This window comes from Acinetobacter sp. 24-47-39 (assembly GCF_056783825.1).
The window spans coordinates 136,105-154,320 of record NZ_JBWYIP010000009.1 but is presented as its reverse complement, the minus strand read 5'-3'; the positions used below and the strand labels follow the sequence as shown (position 1 = coordinate 154,320).

General features: G+C 39.8%; 12 protein-coding genes. 4 read left to right on the top strand and 8 right to left on the bottom strand.

Annotation, left to right across the window (positions count from 1 at the left end; all coding sequences use genetic code 11):
• A partial coding sequence (locus AC1M9C_RS09905; protein ID WP_481953623.1) for a DUF2345 domain-containing protein occupies positions 1-1,373 on the top strand: 1,373 nt, incomplete at its 5' end.
• Positions 1,366-4,332: a hypothetical protein gene (locus AC1M9C_RS09900; protein WP_481587141.1), complete on the top strand. Its 2,967-nt coding sequence runs from the start codon at positions 1,366-1,368 to the stop codon at positions 4,330-4,332. The genes AC1M9C_RS09905 and AC1M9C_RS09900, both read left to right, overlap by 8 nt.
• Positions 4,333-4,382: 50 nt before the next feature.
• Here the strand turns inward: AC1M9C_RS09900 and AC1M9C_RS09895 are convergent, their stop codons facing one another.
• The 8 genes from AC1M9C_RS09895 to AC1M9C_RS09860 form a co-directional block, all read right to left on the bottom strand.
• Positions 4,383-5,414, bottom strand: coding sequence for a formylglycine-generating enzyme family protein (locus tag AC1M9C_RS09895; protein ID WP_481587142.1), 1,032 nt, complete (start codon positions 5,412-5,414; stop codon positions 4,383-4,385).
• Between the two features lie 175 nt (positions 5,415-5,589).
• Positions 5,590-7,005, bottom strand: a complete 1,416-nt coding sequence (locus tag AC1M9C_RS09890; protein WP_481953622.1) for an efflux transporter outer membrane subunit — start codon at positions 7,003-7,005, stop codon at positions 5,590-5,592.
• A gap of 12 nt (positions 7,006-7,017) precedes the next feature.
• Positions 7,018-8,994 carry a MacB family efflux pump subunit gene (locus AC1M9C_RS09885; protein WP_481610172.1) on the bottom strand — a complete coding sequence of 659 codons (1,977 nt, stop codon included), beginning with the start codon at positions 8,992-8,994 and terminating at the stop codon, positions 7,018-7,020.
• 2 nt (positions 8,995-8,996) lie between these two features.
• Complete coding sequence (locus AC1M9C_RS09880; RefSeq protein WP_035270155.1) at positions 8,997-10,349, bottom strand: MacA family efflux pump subunit; 1,353 nt, start codon at positions 10,347-10,349, stop codon at positions 8,997-8,999.
• A gap of 123 nt (positions 10,350-10,472) precedes the next feature.
• Positions 10,473-11,459 (bottom strand): DNA polymerase III subunit delta, encoded by a 987-nt coding sequence (holA, locus tag AC1M9C_RS09875; protein ID WP_481953621.1) that lies wholly within the window; start codon positions 11,457-11,459, stop codon positions 10,473-10,475.
• Between the two features lie 6 nt (positions 11,460-11,465).
• Positions 11,466-12,029, bottom strand: a complete 564-nt coding sequence (locus AC1M9C_RS09870; protein ID WP_035270158.1) for an LPS-assembly lipoprotein LptE — start codon at positions 12,027-12,029, stop codon at positions 11,466-11,468.
• Between the two features lie 243 nt (positions 12,030-12,272).
• A complete protein-coding gene (leuS, locus tag AC1M9C_RS09865; RefSeq protein ID WP_481953620.1) occupies positions 12,273-14,894 on the bottom strand; it encodes a leucine--tRNA ligase in 2,622 nt (873 codons plus the stop codon).
• Between the two features lie 122 nt (positions 14,895-15,016).
• Positions 15,017-15,376 carry a DUF4124 domain-containing protein gene (locus AC1M9C_RS09860; RefSeq protein WP_180000565.1) on the bottom strand — a complete coding sequence of 120 codons (360 nt, stop codon included), beginning with the start codon at positions 15,374-15,376 and terminating at the stop codon, positions 15,017-15,019.
• 554 nt (positions 15,377-15,930) lie between these two features.
• Between AC1M9C_RS09860 and AC1M9C_RS09855 the strand changes: the two genes are divergently transcribed.
• Together AC1M9C_RS09855 and ilvN are read left to right on the top strand one after the other, a co-directional pair.
• Positions 15,931-17,658 (top strand): acetolactate synthase 3 large subunit, encoded by a 1,728-nt coding sequence (locus AC1M9C_RS09855; RefSeq protein WP_035265632.1) that lies wholly within the window; start codon positions 15,931-15,933, stop codon positions 17,656-17,658.
• Positions 17,655-18,146, top strand: coding sequence for an acetolactate synthase small subunit (gene ilvN, locus AC1M9C_RS09850; protein ID WP_035265631.1), 492 nt, complete (start codon positions 17,655-17,657; stop codon positions 18,144-18,146). The genes AC1M9C_RS09855 and ilvN overlap by 4 nt, the downstream gene beginning before the upstream one ends.
• The last annotated feature ends 70 nt before the right edge of the window (positions 18,147-18,216 follow it).

The following is an 18,216-nucleotide window of genomic DNA, read 5'->3' as shown; positions in this document are numbered from 1 at the left end:
ACCAATTTGATGGCGGTGCCGGCAGTAACAACAACGACACCGATTCAGCTTGGGTCGATGTACTGACCCCATGGGCAGGCGAAGGCTATGGCGCACGCTTCCTTCCTCGAATCAATGAAATCGTGGTTATCGACTTCTTTGACGGCAACATCGACCGTCCCTTTGTGGTGGGCCGCCTACATGAAGCCCAACGCAGCCCAACCCGATTCGACAGTCAAGGCCAACTGCCGGACACCAAAAAACTCGCAGGGATTAAAAGTAAAGAAGTCCAAGGCGAAGGTTATGGACAACTCCGCTTTGATGACACCACAGGACAAATTTCCACTCAACTGCAAAACACCCACGGGGCGAGCCAACTTAACCTAGGGAATCTCAGTCATCCCAAAGCAACCGCAGAAAGTGAAGGACGAGGCGAAGGCTTCGAACTCAGAACTGACCAATGGGGTGCAGTACGAGCGGGCGAAGGCATACTCATCTCCACCTACAAACAAGAACAAGCCAAAGCAAACCATTTAGATGCAAGTGAAGCTAAACAACAACTCGAAAGTAGCTTAAACAACGCCAAAGCCTTAAGTGAAGTGGCAAAAAATCAACAAACTGATCCACTCAGCTTACTCGAAAACCTACAGGGCTATCTCAAGAACTTAGAGAGCGAAGACCAAAGCAAAGCCGCAGCTTTCAAACAAGCGATCATGCTCTTGGCTTCACCAAGTTCAATTGCAATAGAAAGTAACGAAGACATCCACCTCAGTGCAGATGGGCAGATCAACCAGATTGCACAAGGAAGCGTTAACACCAGCACCCAAGACAGCATCCTCAGTCATGCCAGTAAAAAGATCAGCTTATTTGCCGCTCAAGAAGGAGCACGACTGTATGCAGGGAAAGGCAAGATCGAGATTCAAGCTCAAGGGGATGGTGCTGATCTGATTGCCAGAAAGGGTGTGCAGATTATTTCCACGGAAGATACGATTTATATCACCAGTCCGAATGAAATTAATCTAACTGCAGGCGGCTCTCAAGTGAAACTAAATAGTTCTGGGATATTACCAACCACGGGCGGGAAGTTTGAAGCGAAGGCGGGGCAACATAAGTTTATTGGAGGTGAGAAAGTCAATACACGACAGCCTGAATTAGCTTTACTACCTGATTATTATCTAACCTATATTGCAAAAAATGCCGTAGGTAAACCTATAAAAAATCGTAAGTATGTAATTACTTTGCCAAGTGGTGAGGAAATAGCAGGTAAAACTAATGATCAGGGTAGAACGAAAAAAATTGTTACAAAAGGACCACAGCAAGTGTCTATTACACTTGAGGATTTACCAGAAGAAAATAATAGCTATCAAATCTTAAGAGAAAATACAAATGAGTAAAATAAGATTAAAATTATTTATTAAAGAGTTACCGACTGGTAAGGTTACAAATATTTCAAATACAAATTATATAATTACTAAATATGATCAGAGTATAAATGATTTTGAAAAAGAAAAACAAAATTCTATTTTTGGTATACCTACACTAGCTAATATTGAGAAAGCTGAACATAATGTTAAAGAGTTTAATAAATATATATTAGATCAAAAAATAAAATTAGGTAACCCAAAAAATATATTTCCTGATAGAAAAGAGATTATTTCTCATTATAAAAGTAGATCTTCAAAGACAAATAATGATGGCTATACAGAAATTATTGATTTACCCATAGGTAAGTATGCAATATGGTTATCACGAAATGGTCAAACTAATAAGATTTCACGGATTAAACAAAACTCTGATATTTTATTGCATGGTTTTGAAATCACTAAAAATGTTAATTCATTAATAAGTTTAGATATTCAAGTGAAGCAGTACTATTGCTATAAGCTTATCGATGCAAATACTCAAAAACCATTATCAAATGTAGAATTTGATTTATATACATTGGAAAATAACAAACCTAAAAAAATTTCTAGAAGTGATATAAAAATTAAAAAGACAAATATTAAGGGGTTAACTCCTGTTATTTATACCATTAAAGGTGAGGTGATTTTTGTAAAATTTAAAAAGGGGGAGATTGAAAAACAAGTGGAATTAGATTCGATTACGCCATATTTTTCATTTTCAACAAATAATTATCAAACTATAAAATGGCCTGCTGTTAAAGCTCAAACTGAAAAACCTGCTGATACAAAAGCAAATTTGCAACAATCTACAAAATTACCGTTTCTATTTGATTTGTTAAACTGTGAAGTATGTGTTTTAGATCCTCAAAATTTTGCAAAGTTTGAGAAAGAAAGTTCGGAATTGGAGACTGTTATATATAATTCAGTCGAGCTTAAAGAAAGAAGAGCTTTATTGCTAGAGAACCGTGAAGCAAATCAAGCAGAGATTGCGAAATTAGATAAAGAGATAGATGAAGTAGATAAAAAAATACAAACTCATTTAAATACAAATTATAAAGCCAAAAATGATTTGGTGGAATTATTTGTTGCTACGTCGCATTCCGTTAAAGATTCTAATCGAGTTCAATCGGGCTTTAAACGCAAATATCTGAGAATGTCTCGTTACCAAAAATACAAGCTTGAACGTCTTAACAAAGCTAATTTTAAAATAGATAAATTGACCCAAGGACTTCAAGATTCTGTTAAGAATAAGAAAATCACGCCAGAATTACAAAAGGCTGGATTTGAAGAACTTAAGAAAGTGAATTTAGATCTGGTTAAATATGAATGGTTTAAAAAAGATGGGTATGCAGATTGGCCAAATGGTGTAGGTGGCGCTTTCTATGAGAATATTCAACATTCCGATTCGTTTGATACAACTAGGGATGCGCAATGGTTAAGAGCAGTAGGTGGCGCATCTGCATCAGGTAGTGCTAATTGGAATCCTCTAAAAGGAGAGATTGGAGTTAAAGTTAATGCAACTGCACAAGGAAAGCTTGTACTAGTTGAAAAAGCCTTCAAAGCTAATTTATGTATTCCCAGTCGAGCAGGATTTAGTCTTAAATATAGAGATATTTATTTGGGAGCGATGAGATCTATAATTAGTGGTGAAGTAAGTGCCTTTGTAGGTGCTAAGGCTGCTTTGGGAATTGGTCTTAATTTAGGTTTCAGTTTAGCAGGTGAACCTGAGCTTTCTGCAGATGGGAACATAGAGCATAATTCAAGTTCATTATCAGAAAACTATGATAATAGGAATAAACGCCCGACTTTTGTTGTTGCTAAAGAAGGGGAAGAAGTTAAATCACAGAAAGGTGTGAATGCTAATGCTAAAGCAGGAATAGATGTATTTGCTGGTGCAGAGGGAGGGATAAAAGTTGGAGTAGGCCTAGAATGGCTGTCACCAGAATCCAAAAAATTTGAAAATATTGCGTCTGTAACACCAAAATTAACTGGTCAGATTGGTGGTGGCGCAGGATATAATTTTGAAATTTATTTTAGAGATGGGCAATTTCGAGTTAAAGCTAAAGCCTCACTTTGTGCAGGCGTTGGAGCTAAAGGGGAAATTGAACTAACTGTCGGTGCAAATACGTTAGTTCAATTCAATAAATGTTTAAATTATCAACTAATTCAAAATGGGACTAAATTATTACCTTATATTGCTGAAGATGCATTTACTTATTGGAAGGAAATTCAGCTGGTAACAATTATTGAGGGTATAAAACTTGCGTACCATACAGTTGAACAAATTGAAGAAATGTATATCACTTTATCTAATAAGTTCAAAAAATCGAGAGAGATAAAAGAACTTGCTATAAGAATTAATAATAGTTCTAACTTTTTACTTTATGCGACACCTGAAGCAAAAGGTATTTTGTTATTTGCATTAATGAATGACGAGACTTTTTCAAATCTATTCGATCGGCCAAAAATAGACGTAAATAATATAGAACTGCATTTCATGCCTGAGCGGAAAAAAGCGATTATAACAATTTTTAAATCTATTGTGACTAAATCAGCTTGGGATAATACATTGCAACATATGACTCCTAATGGTGCGAAGTCTAAAGAGTCAATTGCTTGGATGGAGTCTCGAGTTATCTTCTTTCTCAATAATGGTAGAATGTTAGCCAACCAGTATGAGGTAAATGATGCAATTAGTGAAGGTCGATCATGTATATCCCCACCAAAAACAGGCAATTCACTCTTAGATGAGTATATTCGACTCAGATGCTCGTTAATAGAAAAATATCCATTAGGTGCAGCAATTGTAACTCTAGATAGCCCAGAATATAACTTAATTGCTTTTGAAAGTGATAATTCTGGTAGTGACAATGATTTACTAATAGCTTCAGATATAGAAATGTTTGATGATTTAGAAAATGATAATCCTCATCAATCTTATAACGCTTAATTTCATGAGATTCTAAATTTAAATTAGGAAATTAGAATCTCATTAAAAATTTAAGCTGTGCATCTAAATGAAAAAGATTTACTTGCATCGCGGATTTTACCATCAGTGCCTTCACTTACAGCTTTAGGATCAGCTTTTTTCCTAACTATGTTGATACCCTCTCCATGTTTTGCATTATCACCTCCTTGAGCCGCTGAACTTCTTACAGATTTAAATTGTCCAAATTTAGGTCCTTTAGGGTTATTTATCTCGGATGTTTTATAATAATCTTCATCATACCAATCGAGGACCCATTCTTTATTATTAGTGACCATATCATAGAAACCTAAAGGATTAGGTGGAGTTTCTCCTAATACAGGCAGGTGACTAAAGTTATGATATCCATATTTCTCACCAATTTCTCTATATTGAGAAAAGCTGAAAACATTAACGCCATTTTCTATATTGCCATTGTTGGTTGCATAGGCAACATATTGCCCTTTATTACGAGCTGCATATTCCCATTGTGCTTCAGTTGGCAAATTCATTTTTTTCCCTATTTGTTTACCTAACCATATACAATAATTTTGACTTTGTTGCCAATTGGCACCAGCTGGCAATTTATCGAATACTGCTTTAGGATAATCGTCTAAATATTCTGGATGAGTAATGTTATTTGCATCTAGATAAATTAAAAAATCAGCTAATGTAATTTTATTATTAGTCATTTCAAATGAATCAAGTATTACCTTGTGAGGAGGCTTATTATCATCATCAGGAGTAAAAGGTAGTTTTTGTTCGTGAGGATCTAAAGTATTTCCTTTTGGATTTTTTAAAGCTGCACTATTTGGAACAGTTTTTTCAAGTTCAGGAGTAACAAGTCCGAAGTCTCCCATGAGATATTCGCCACCTTCAACAAAAATCATATTCTTTTTAGTTTTTTCAACTAGCTGATCAATTCTCTTTTGTAAAACAGGGTCTTGTTTAGAACTTACAGAATGTTTTGATGTTGGCTCTGAAATTGCTGATTCAGTCTTAGATTTTGCACAAGCAGTCAGAGCAATTGTAGAACATAAAAGAGCAACTAAATTTTGTTTGATCATCTTATTATTCAGCAAATTAAAGAAATTATATTAGATATCATAATAAAAGTATAAAAATAGAGAAAGTTCGGTTTTGTAATATTGTGATGATCAAATTTTTGGTATTTGTAGTTTGAAAGACAACTTGAAAATAGATCAGTTTAAAAAAAGCCCTTGCGGGCTTTTTTACTTGAAATCACGGTAACTGCTGAATCGGACTGCCACCCAATGCTTGCAGTAACATCACATAAGCATTGTACTGAGTCTGTTTGGCTTGAACCAAACTCAAACGTGCTTCACGAGTAGTGCGCTGGGCATCGATCAAGTTCTTCAGCGCAATCGCACCATTCTTATAACGCACTTGCGTGAGTTGTTCCGTTTTCTCAGCGAGTTGAACATTACGTTCTTGTAAAGCGACTTGTTTGTCTATTTCATTGCGTGCAGATAACGCATTTTCAACATCGGCAAAAGCTTTGTATAAGGTCTGACGGTATTGAATAATTGACTTTTCATAATCCAATTCGTTCACACGTAAATCACGTTTCATATCATTCCATTGCAAGAAGGGTAGTGTAAGACCCGCACCCAATATTGCAGCAGGATTAGACAGCACATTACTCAGCGAAGTGCTTGAGCCTCCAGTAGCTATACTACCCGTTAAATTAATCGAAGGGTAATAACTGGCTTTATTCGCATCTTTATTGGCAAGCGCTTTGCGTAAACGTAACTCGGCTGCTTGCAAGTCAGGACGGCGCGATAAAAGCTCCGCTGGTAAGCCCGATTGAATTTGCGGTAGGGCAGAAAGTGGTAAGCGCTGTGGCTCCGCGATATTCAACTGTTGCACAGGTTGATTGAGCAATACCGCAAGAGCAGTTCGAGTTTCAATTTTTTGCTGTTCGATCTGGCTTAACGTAGCTTTTTGACTTTGAACCGCTTGTTCAGCTGACGTTAAATCAAGACCTGATACCGCCCCAGCCCGATACTGTGTTTGCACTAATTCAGAAGTTTTCTGCGTACTCGCCAAGTTTTGTTGAGCCACAGATAGGCGTTCATTGAGATATCCCAATTGCCAATACAATTGTGCAGTTGTCGCAATCAGGCTTTGTGCAGTGGCTTGTAAATCTTGCTCAGTCGCAAGCGCTTCCCATCGAGATGCTTCAGTTTGATTGGCCAATTTACCGAACAAGTCTAGCTCATAGCTTAAGCCGGGATAGTTCAGTGAAATACCATTTGAAGAATCACCATCACCATCTAAACTAAAACGATGACCGACCGATGCACCTGCATTGCCAATACGCACACCTTGCTGACTTTCAGATTGCTTGGCTTGAAGGCGTGCTTGTTGCAAATTAATCCCTGCAACAGCTAAATCGGTATTTCGTGCAATCACTTGTTCAACCAATTGATTGAGTTGTGCATCACCAAATAATGTCCACCATTGATCATGATAAGCCTGTTGGTGGATATTTTGGCTGAGTTGTTGGCTGTTTTGAAAGCCCTGTGGAATATTGACTGCAGGAGCTTGATAAGGCGTTTTCACTACAGCCGCACAGCCGACTAAAGAGCCTGTTAATGCTAAGGTCATGAACAGTTTATGAAGTTGATTACGCATAGTTATACCTTATTATTCTCTTGACAGTGCATCGACAGGATTTAAACGAGCAGCATTTCGTGCTGGGATAAAACCGAATACGATCCCGATTAAACTTGAACAAACGAATGCAGCTATTATTGATGTGGTTGAATACGCCATTTGGAACGTGCCACCAGCAAAGTGTGTAATCAGCTGACCAATTCCCAGTGATAACAACACTCCAAGGATACCGCCTAAAATACAGACCAATACGGCTTCAATCAGGAATTGTTGCAAAATATCGCTCTGTCGAGCACCCACGGCCATTCGCACACCAATTTCTTGCGTTCGTTCAGTGACAGACACCAACATAATGTTCATGACACCGATACCACCAACGACCAAAGAAATCACAGCAATCGCAGAAATAAGTAAAGTCATTGTAGCGGTAGTTTGCTGGATGGTTTCACGAATACTGTCCGCATTTTGTGTGAAGACATCTTGAGCACCATGACGCTGAACGAGTAAATTCAAGATTGCATTTTCAGCAGCTGTGCTTGAATATTCATCTTTTACACGAACGATGATGCTTCTCACATTCGACTGTCCAAGCATTCGACTCATGACGGTTGAGTAAGGGAGATAGACATTGAGACTATCTGAATTACCCATTGCACCTTGTTGAGCATCTACGATACCAATAATACGACTAGGTACACTGCCCAATAGAATTACTTGACCAATAGGATCCGTACCATCGCTAAAGAATGTCTTTTGGGTATTGGTATCAATCACAACATCTTGGGCTTGTTCAGTAACACTATGTTTGTCAAATGGTTGACCTGATTTAAATGTTAAACCACGCACATAGAAAAAGTCTTCACTCACGCCATTGACTGTCGTGGATGCCTCTACATCTTTATATCTTCCCGTGACAGAACTATTGACTGAAGGACTGACTCCATCGACATAAGGCTGTTCCGCTAATGCATCCGCATCAGCAGGGATTAAGGTCTTGGCCTGAGAAGATCGGGAGTTATCACCAAAACCACGTCCTTGGTAGACCGTAATGGTATTGGTCCCCAAACTACTAATATTTTCTAAAATTTGTTTTTGTGATCCATTACCAAGTGCGACAACCGAAACGACAGATGCGATCCCGATAATGATTCCGAGCATAGTCAAAAAAGTACGCATTCGATGAGCATTCATGGCCAGAAGTGCCATGCGGAAAGCTTCACCTAAACGGTCTAAAGCTGAACGCCAAGACGATGTTTTCTTTTGCTCAGCACGAATCAATTCTTCACGTTCAAAGCCATCATCAATCTCAGGAACATTGGGTTCATCTGAAATAATATTACCGTCTGAAATCTCAATAATACGAGTCGCATTTTTGGCAACATTGTGATCATGAGTGACGAGAATGATGGTATGACCTTTGGCATTCAGTTCGCGTAAAATACGCATCACTTCAATACCGCTGTTTTTATCTAATGCACCCGTAGGCTCATCGGCGAGAATAACATCACCGCCATTCATCAATGCGCGAGCAATCGAAACACGCTGTTGCTGACCACCTGAAAGTTGACTTGGGCGGTTTTGGGTTTTTTCACCTAGACCTAAATCGGACAAAAGTTGAACCGCACGATCATGGCGTTCAGAAGCATCAGCGCCGGCATAGATCGCAGGGACTTCGACATTACCAGCTGCATTTAAGTCACCAAGTAAATGGTAGCGCTGGAAGATGAATCCGAAATATTCACGGCGTAATTGAGCAAGTTCATCAGGTTCTAGCTCACGTGTTTCGCGGCCCTTAACCTTGTAGCTACCATTGGTCGGTTTATCTAAACATCCTAAGATGTTCATCAGTGTTGATTTTCCTGAGCCTGATTGACCTACAATGGCAACCAATTCTCCAGGATAAATCTCAAGATTTACCCCTTTTAGAATTTGCACAGTAGATTCACCAGCAGGGAATTCACGGGTCAGGTTTTTGACCTCGAGTAGAGGTGTTCTCGTCTGACTCATAATTACATTCTCATTGGACCAGCGCCACCACGTGCGCCACGTTTAGCTGAGTCATTTGATGAATCAGAGCCATCCGCAATTACAACTTTATCGCCTAATTTTAAGCCGCGTAAAACTTGCGCTGTTGCACGGTTATTTAGACCGATAAGAACAGGGGTCGGTTTGGCTGTGCCATCTGCTTGAAGTACGCGTACCATAGCCATGGAAGCTTTACCTTGATCGACTAATTTCTTTTCCTCAGCGGTTAATTCTAAACGCTTAGGACGATCAGCTGATGAACGTTCGGCACGCCCTTCACCACGAGCTTGTTCATTACGTTCTTGTGCATTGGAACCCGCATTTGCACCACGCTGGCGAGCAGGACGATTAGAGCTTTGAACAGCAGAAGATGGAATAGTCAGTGCATTCTTTACTTCATCTAACACGATATAAACTTGAGCAGTCATATCAATACGCAATTTTCCATCTTCATTAGGAACATCGAATAGAGCGTTGTAATACACAGCTGTGCTTGATGAAGATGAATTTGAGTTGTTGGTTTCTGTATTGATTGAGTTAGGTGCAGGTTCAACTTGACGCAGTGTTGCGTAATGCTTTTTCTCGCTATTACCTAAAGTAGTGAAATAAACAGTTTGACCTTCCTCAACACGCATAACATCTGCTTCAGAAATTTCAGCCTTAACCGTCATGGTGTCAAGTTTTGCTAATTTCACGATGGTTGGCGCGCTTTGATTCGCGTTCACTGTTTGACCTTCTTCAGTCACAATTGCCACAATTGTGCCATCCATCGGAGCAACGATACGGGTATAGCCTAAATCTTCTTTGGTCGTCGCCAGTGACAATCGAGATTGCTCGATTTGAGCATTCATCGCGACGATATCGGCTTGAGCAGTTTTATAACTTGCTAATGCGGACTCATATTCGGCACGAGAAGTTGCATCTTGGGCATACATGGCTTTTTGGCGATTATATTCCGCCTCAACTTTAGTCAGATTTGCTTGTTTGACTGCCAATTGAGCCAACTGATTTTTAATGCTGGCTTCAGCTGTTTTTAGATCATTTTCCTGACGAACGGAGTCGATTTGAGCAATCAGTTGACCTTGTTTGACTTGGTCGCCCAATTGCACATACATTTTTTTCACCTGACCTGAAACCTGTGCACCAACGCTAACCATTTTGGTCGCTTCTAATACACCTGTTGCAAGGACAGAGTTTTCAATATCACCACGTGTCACTTCAGCGGTAATAAACTGAGGTTGCTCATCTTTAGGTTTAAAGAAATACCAAGCTAAAGCGATAGCTGCAATCGTAATGATCGCGATGATAATCAATTTCGTTGGTTTTATTTTTTGCATGGCGATATTGAAAAATGACGGAAATTAAGCGAATTATAATGATGAAATAAGGATAAAAAGTGTATTTTTCTTAAATAAAATCAATAATCATTTTTATAGTTATAAATAGACCTTGCTCGTTAACTAAGCAAACAAGGTTTTTCCACATAATTCAGCAATGGCTTGTTGCATGAGGTGTTCTGGATTTTCATTATTTTTGCCTTTGATGGCAGCATCGATTCTTAATAGCAATTGTGGCCATGTGAGAAATTGCTTGGGATTAAGACGTCTCAAGGCTTGTTGATAAAGACTGACTTTGGTTTTCCAGATGCCGAGTTGTAATGCATTTTGTGGTTGCTCAAAAAGTTGCATCAGTAAGCGCATTTCTTTGCTTACCGTCCATAATACTAAACTGTGTGGTTCGCCAGCTTCGACTAAATATTGGTATATTTTGATCGCTTGACTTAGGTTGCCTGAAATTAATGCATCGCTTAAGTCAAAAGTGGTATAGCGTGATTGATCTTGTAAGCATTCGAGCAAATGTTGCATTTCAAGATGCTGTACATCGGGGAACGTGTCTGCCAGACGCATTAAGCTGTTTTTAGCAGCCAATAAATTATGTTCGTGGTGGACTTCGAGCCATTGCCATGCATCTTGGCTCAGTTGAATCCCAATTTTATCAGCTTCTATGCTGAGTATACGCTGACGATCTTGCGCATAAGTTGCTGTAAGAGGAACCAAGACGCCATTGGCTTCAATCGTTTGAAAAAACGCCGACTTTAAGCTACTGCTATCTTGCTTAGGCATAATGATCAACAACAAGTTGTGTTCATTATGCTGGATATAATGCTTGAGTAACTTTAACGCATTGGCATCTGGCTTAATGTTGCCATGGACCTCTACTGCGAGATTTTGTGAAAAAAGAGAAAGGCTGTTGAGTGCATTAAATACATTTTTCCAATCAGCAACGCTTTGGATGTCATAGCGTTCTCTTTCCACGTGATTGATGATCCAACTTTGACGGAAAGCATCTAAAAGATTTTGCTCAAGTAAAGGTTCTTGACCATATAATACCCATGCACCACGTGCTTCGTTTACACGTTTTAATGCTTGTAGATAATCTAACTTCATTCTGAGTTACGGATTTTCAGAGGCAGTAGGTTCAAAAGTTTGTTGCACAGGTAACAGTACATTTGCTTCTGCTTTTGGCAGACGGTTTGCAGCAATTTGACGAGAGATCTGTTGAGCGACATCGTCAATTAAGATTTCACTGAGATATTTATTTTGTTGATCATCTGTGTTCACGGTTGCAACGTTATATTGATATGTACGTGTCGCAGTTAAAGTTCGAGGTTTTGTCACCAAGTTACCTTGACGATCTTCGATTTGGAAAGTCACAGAAAGTCTGAGTAGAACTTCAATGAGTTTGCCGTTGAGCTCATGGCGAATTGGTTTATAGTCAATGATACGCAATACATATGCATCGTTAGAGTTACTTAGTTGCACACCTGCAGCAGTGAGATAAACACTGAGTTTACGCTCTAAATCAGAAGTATTGGCAGGGAGTGCTAATTCAAGCTTTGTATAAGCCAGTGGCGTTGAAGTTGGATTGGTCCCTTTTAGATGAAATCCACAGCCGACCATAGTTGCGCTTAAGCCTAAAGTTAGAACAGCAATAGCTAAACGTTTGCTCAAATGCATTGTAGATCCTCTGTGTATTTCCTGAGACTCAGGATAAATTTTGAATATTCTGATTGTATGTGCAAAGCCCGTTGACTGGCAACGGGCTTTGTTTGGGAATTGTGAAATCCTTATATTCCCCTCTTTTTAAAAGAGGTGAGAAGCAATGCTTCGCAATGGAAATTAAATCCCTCCAAAGCTCCCTTTCTTGCGCTTTGATCTAAAGCTGTGCTTTATATCTTACTCAGGGAGGCTTTAAGGTTCTTAAACCACCAAATTCACTAATTTATTCGGAACAACGATTTCTTTCTTGGTTGGACCTGTTAAGAATTGTTGTACTTCAGGCAATGCTTTTGCTTGCGCCAGAATGTCATCTTTCGATGCATCTACAGACACTTCAAGTTTGCCACGAAGCTTACCGTTCACTTGAACCACAATGGTTTGTGTATTACGTGTTAATGCAGATTCATCCACTTGAGGGAATAATGTTGCATTTAACTCGATACCAAACTGCGCCAATAACGTTTCACTTAAATGCGGTGCAAATGGAGCAAGTAAAGTTAAAAGCGTCGTAATCGATTCACGTGCAACAGCAACATCGTTATCATCTTTCGCTTCAAACTTATTGTTTGCATTCAGAAGTTCCATCATCGCTGCAATCGCAGTGTTAAATGCATGACGACGTTCGATGTCATCACCCACTTTTTGGATGGTTTCGTGAGTCTTACGACGTAAGTCTTGAGCCGCAGTTGAAAGCGCAGCTTTATCAATCGCTGATGCAGTATTACCTTGTTCAAGGAAACCAGTTGCCAAGCGCCATACACGTTTTAAGAAACGGTTAGCACCTTCTACACCTGCATCAGACCATTCTAAAGATTGATCTGGTGGCGCAGCAAACATCATAAATACACGTGCCGTATCTGCGCCGTATTGGTCAATAATAGATTGTGGGTCGATACCGTTATTTTTCGATTTCGACATTTTTTCTTGACCGCCAACGATAACGTCTTGACCATCACCTTTGTATTTTGCAGATGTGATACGACCTTTTTCATCACGCTCAAGTTCGATATCCGCAGGGTTGAACCACGTTTTCTTACCTGATTCAGATTCGCGGTAATAGGTATCAGCAAGTACCATACCTTGCGTTAACAAGTTGGTGAATGGTTCGTTACCTTGTACTACACCTTCATCACGCATCAATTTGTGGAAGAAACGTGCATATAACAAATGCAGAATCGCGTGTTCAACACCACCGATGTATTGGTTTACAGGAAGCCAAGTTTGTCCCGCTTCAGGTTTAACCATACCACCAGTAAAGTCAGGCGATGCGTAACGAGCATAGTACCAAGATGATTCTACAAATGTATCAAGTGTATCTGTTTCACGACGTGCATCGCCGTTACAGCTTGGACATTTCGTTTCATAGAACTCAGGCATCTTGTTGAGAGGGTTACCTGAACCATCTGGTACAACGTCAGTTGGAAGTACAACAGGAAGTTGGTCTTCAGGTACTGGCACTTGACCACATGTTGGGCAGTTGATCATTGGAATCGGACAACCCCAATAACGCTGACGAGATACACCCCAGTCACGTAAACGGAATTGAACTTTTACATTTGCAAGACCTTGTGGTTCTAATTTTGCAAGGAAAGCATCAAATGCACCTTGGAAGTCTAAACCATCAAATTCGCCTGAATTGACCAATTTACCTTCTTTTGAACCGTACCATTCTTGCCACTGAGTCGCATCAAAATCATTATCATCAGCGCCTTTCGCATCAATGACTTGCTTAATGGTTAAGCCGTATTTGTTAGCAAACTCGAAGTCACGTTCATCGTGTGAAGGCACCGCCATCACCGCACCTGAACCGTATGACATCAATACATAGTTTGCGATCCAAACAGGAACTTCTTCACCTGTTACAGGGTGCTTAACTGACAAACCTGTTGCCATGCCTTTCTTTTCAGCAGTAGCGAGGTCGGCTTCTGCCACAGAACCCATACGGCATTCTTCAATAAATGCAGCGAGTTCAGGATTATTTTCCGCAGCTTTAAGCGCCATCGGGTGTTCTGCTGCAACTGCAACATAAGTTACACCCATTAAAGTGTCAGCACGTGTAGTAAATACAGTTAGGCCATCTGCATAAATTTCAGGATTTGCTGAAGGGAAGGTAATTTCCATACCCTGTGAGCGACCAATCCAGTTACGTTGCATCGTAAGGACTTGTTGTGGCCAACCGTCTTTGAGTGTGTCTAAGTCATCAAGTAATTCTTGCGCATAGTCGGTAATGCGGAAGTAGTACATTGGAATATCACGTTTTTCTACCAATGCACCTGAACGCCAACCACGACCATTTTCTACTTGTTCATTTGCAAGTACAGTTTGGTCTACAGGATCCCAATTTACCGTTGAAAGCTTACGGTAGATTAAGCCTTTTTTATAAAGCTGAACGAATAACCATTGTTCCCAGCGATAATATTCTGGTGTACACGTTGCAAATTCACGATCCCAATCAACCGCAAGACCTAATTTTTTAAGCTGATTACGCATGTAATCGATATTTTCGAAGGTCCATTTTGCCGGTGCAACTTGGTGTGCAATCGCAGCATTTTCAGCAGGTAAACCAAACGCATCCCAACCCATAGGTTGTAATACAGTTTCACCTTTGAGACGGTGGAAGCGGCTGATCACGTCACCAATCGTGTAGTTACGTACATGACCCATATGCAGTTTGCCACTTGGGTAAGGGAACATCGAGAGGATATATCGACGTGGACCTTCTACAGTGTCGGCAACTTTAAAGGCTTTGCGAGATTCCCAGTCCTGTTGAACTTGGGGCTCAATCGCACTGGCTTGGTATTCAGAGTCAATGTGAGTAGTCATATACGTAATACAAGAGAACGGTTAAAAAATTTAGCGCACAGCATAGCGCAAAAAGCACCTAAAAGTGAATTTTACAGACTGAAAATGGATGCAAAACTTAAATTAAGATCAAAAAGACAAATTCACTCATTTGAAACTTGAGTTTCGCTTAATGGAGCAGCATTTGTGTTTTGTGACTCAGTATTTGAAGCACTCTTTGTTTGCTGTTGCGTTGGTATCGTTTGAGTCTGTGAGGTTTGAGGAGCTTCGCTCTGGTTTGTATTTGTATTGACAGATGTTGTTGGTGCTTTCCAACCATACGTTTCAACTTTCCCTTTCTTTTTTGCTGATTTTGGTGGTGGGGTGGTGGTGTAGTGGGTTGAACCATTTTGATCGACCCATTTGTAATATTCTTTTGCCTGCACCATAGATGAACAAATAGAAACGAAAACGACCGTTGATGCTAAACAAGAAAGTTTTAAAGATGATGCTAGTGAATTCATGACTTCACCTATAAAGAAATAAGAGGGGAATGAGTTTTTTTACACGTTTATATCGCAGTATTTTGCGAGAAACTGATGAAGATTAATTGGTTTTATTTTAATCAAAAAAATCATTTTGCGTATAAATTGTTTTATATAAATATTAAAAATAAGTGTTTGAAATTTTTTTTATAAATCATCCAATCAAAAGTTATCGTTTGAAAAATAATCGGTTGGTAAATAAACAATAAAAAGGTTTCGGCAAACCTTGACTTTGGTCGTGAAAAAACTAAAAATGCTGCTCTAGTTTTATATGTTTTGTTCGATCACCCTTCGAATAAATATCATAGCTTGCAATAACGTTGTCTCTAAGCCGAGACAATGAAATAGCAGAAATATGTTTATCCCAACATGTTGAATATGCAGTCGCAACTCAAACGGTTGTGATCGAAAAATTTTATTATTGCAGCAAAAACGATGAAATATGTGTGCTATAACAGTGCATACAAACGAATGAATGAAACACGACTTATGTCTCCCATAACCGTCGTGGAAATAAGATTAGGGTGAATACGTTGGAACTTTTATCTGGTGGTGAAATGCTTGTTCGCGCATTGGCGGACGAAGGCGTTGAACATGTTTTTGGATATCCAGGCGGCGCAGTTTTACACATTTACGACGCGCTATTCAAACAAGACAAAATTAATCATTACCTCGTGCGTCATGAGCAAGCTGCTGGTCATATGGCAGATGCATACTCGCGCGTAACAGGTAAGACAGGTGTTGTACTGGTGACCTCGGGTCCAGGTGCGACTAACACTGTGACACCAATCGCGACAGCTTACATGGACTCAATCCCAATGGTGATTTTGTCTGGTCAGGTTGCAAGCCATTTGATTGGTGAAGATGCATTCCAAGAAACGGATATGGTTGGTATTTCTCGTCCAATCGTGAAACACAGTTTCCAAGTGCGTCATGCGAGTGAAATTCCAGCGGTTATTAAAAAAGCTTTCTATATCGCGTCATCAGGTCGTCCAGGTCCTGTGGTTGTTGATATTCCAAAAGATGCAACAAACCCTGCTGAAAAATTTGCATACGAATATCCTGAAAAAGTAAAAATGCGCTCTTACCAGCCGCCACATCGTGGTCATACTGGTCAGATCCGCAAAGCTATTGATGAATTGATCAATGCTAAACGTCCTATTATTTATACGGGCGGTGGTGTTGTTCAAGGCAATGCATCACATTTATTGACTGAATTAGCACATCTATTGGGTTATCCAGTAACCAACACATTGATGGGGCTAGGTGCATTCCCTGGTAATGATCCTCAATTTATTGGTATGTTGGGTATGCATGGGACATATGAAGCGAACATGACCATGGGTCACGCTGATGTGATTCTATGTGTTGGTGCGCGTTTCGATGACCGTGTAACCAATAATCCTGCAAAATTCTGTCCAAATGCGAAAGTGATTCACATTGATATCGATCCTGCGACGATTTCAAAAACAATCATGGCGCATATCCCAATCGTGGGTGCTGTAGAGCCAGTTCTTCAAGAAATGTTAGCGCAATTAAAACAGCTGAATATTTCTAAGCCGAACCCTGAAGCTATTGCAGATTGGTGGAAACAAATCAATGAGTGGCGTCAGGTTCATGGTTTGAAATATGAAAAACCAACTGACGGTACGATGAAACCTCAACAAGTTGTTCAAGCTTTAGATAAAGTAACGAACAGCCAAGCAATCATCACTTCTGACGTTGGTCAACATCAGATGTTTGGTGCGTTGTATTACAAATACACACGTCCACGTCAATGGATTAACTCAGGTGGCTTAGGCACGATGGGTGTTGGTCTTCCATATGCGATGGCGGCTAAGCTTGCATTCCCTGACCAACAAGTTGTTTGTATTACAGGTGAAGCATCCATTCAGATGTGTATCCAAGAGCTCTCAACATGTAAGCAATATGGCCTAAATGTTAAAATCTTGTGCTTAAACAACCGTGCTTTAGGTATGGTGAAACAATGGCAAGATATGAATTATGAAGGTCGTCACTCAAGTTCATATGTTGAGTCATTGCCTGACTTTGCGAAGTTGATGGAAGCTTACGGACATGTAGGTATTCAAATTGATCATGCGGATGAGCTTGAATCGAAGCTTGCAGAAGCAATGGCGATTAATGATAAATGTGTATTCATCAACGTGATGGTTGACCGTACTGAGCATGTTTATCCGATGTTAATCGCGGGTCAATCTATGACAGATATGTGGTTATCTAAAGGGGAGCGCACAGCATGAGACATATCATCTCTGTTCTCATTGAGAACGAATCTGGCGCGCTTTCACGTTTAGTGGGTTTGTTCTCACAACGTGGCTATAACATTGAAACTTTGAACGTTGCGCCAACAGAAGACCCAACAATGTCTCGTTTGACATTGACGACTTATGGTGATGATCACAAGATTGAGCAAATCACAAAACAACTCAACAAACTTGTTGAAGTGGTTAAGGTGGTTGACCTTTCTGAAGGTTCACACATTGAACGTGAATTGATGTTAATTAAAGTAAAAGCTTTGGGTTCTGCGCGTGCTGAAATTAAACGCACAGCAGATATCTTCCGCGGACAAATCGTGGATGTGACACCAACGACTTACACGATTCAAATCGCGGGTACAACTGAGAAAATTGATGGTTTTATTGATGCTTTGGCAGAGAATACCATTCTTGAAGTTGTACGTTCAGGTGTGTCTGGTATCGCACGTGGCGAAAAAGTTTTAACAATCTAATTTTTTATTAACAAATTCTTCCCTCCTCCGAGAGGAGGGGGTTGGCGAACCACATTAACATTCGCTAATC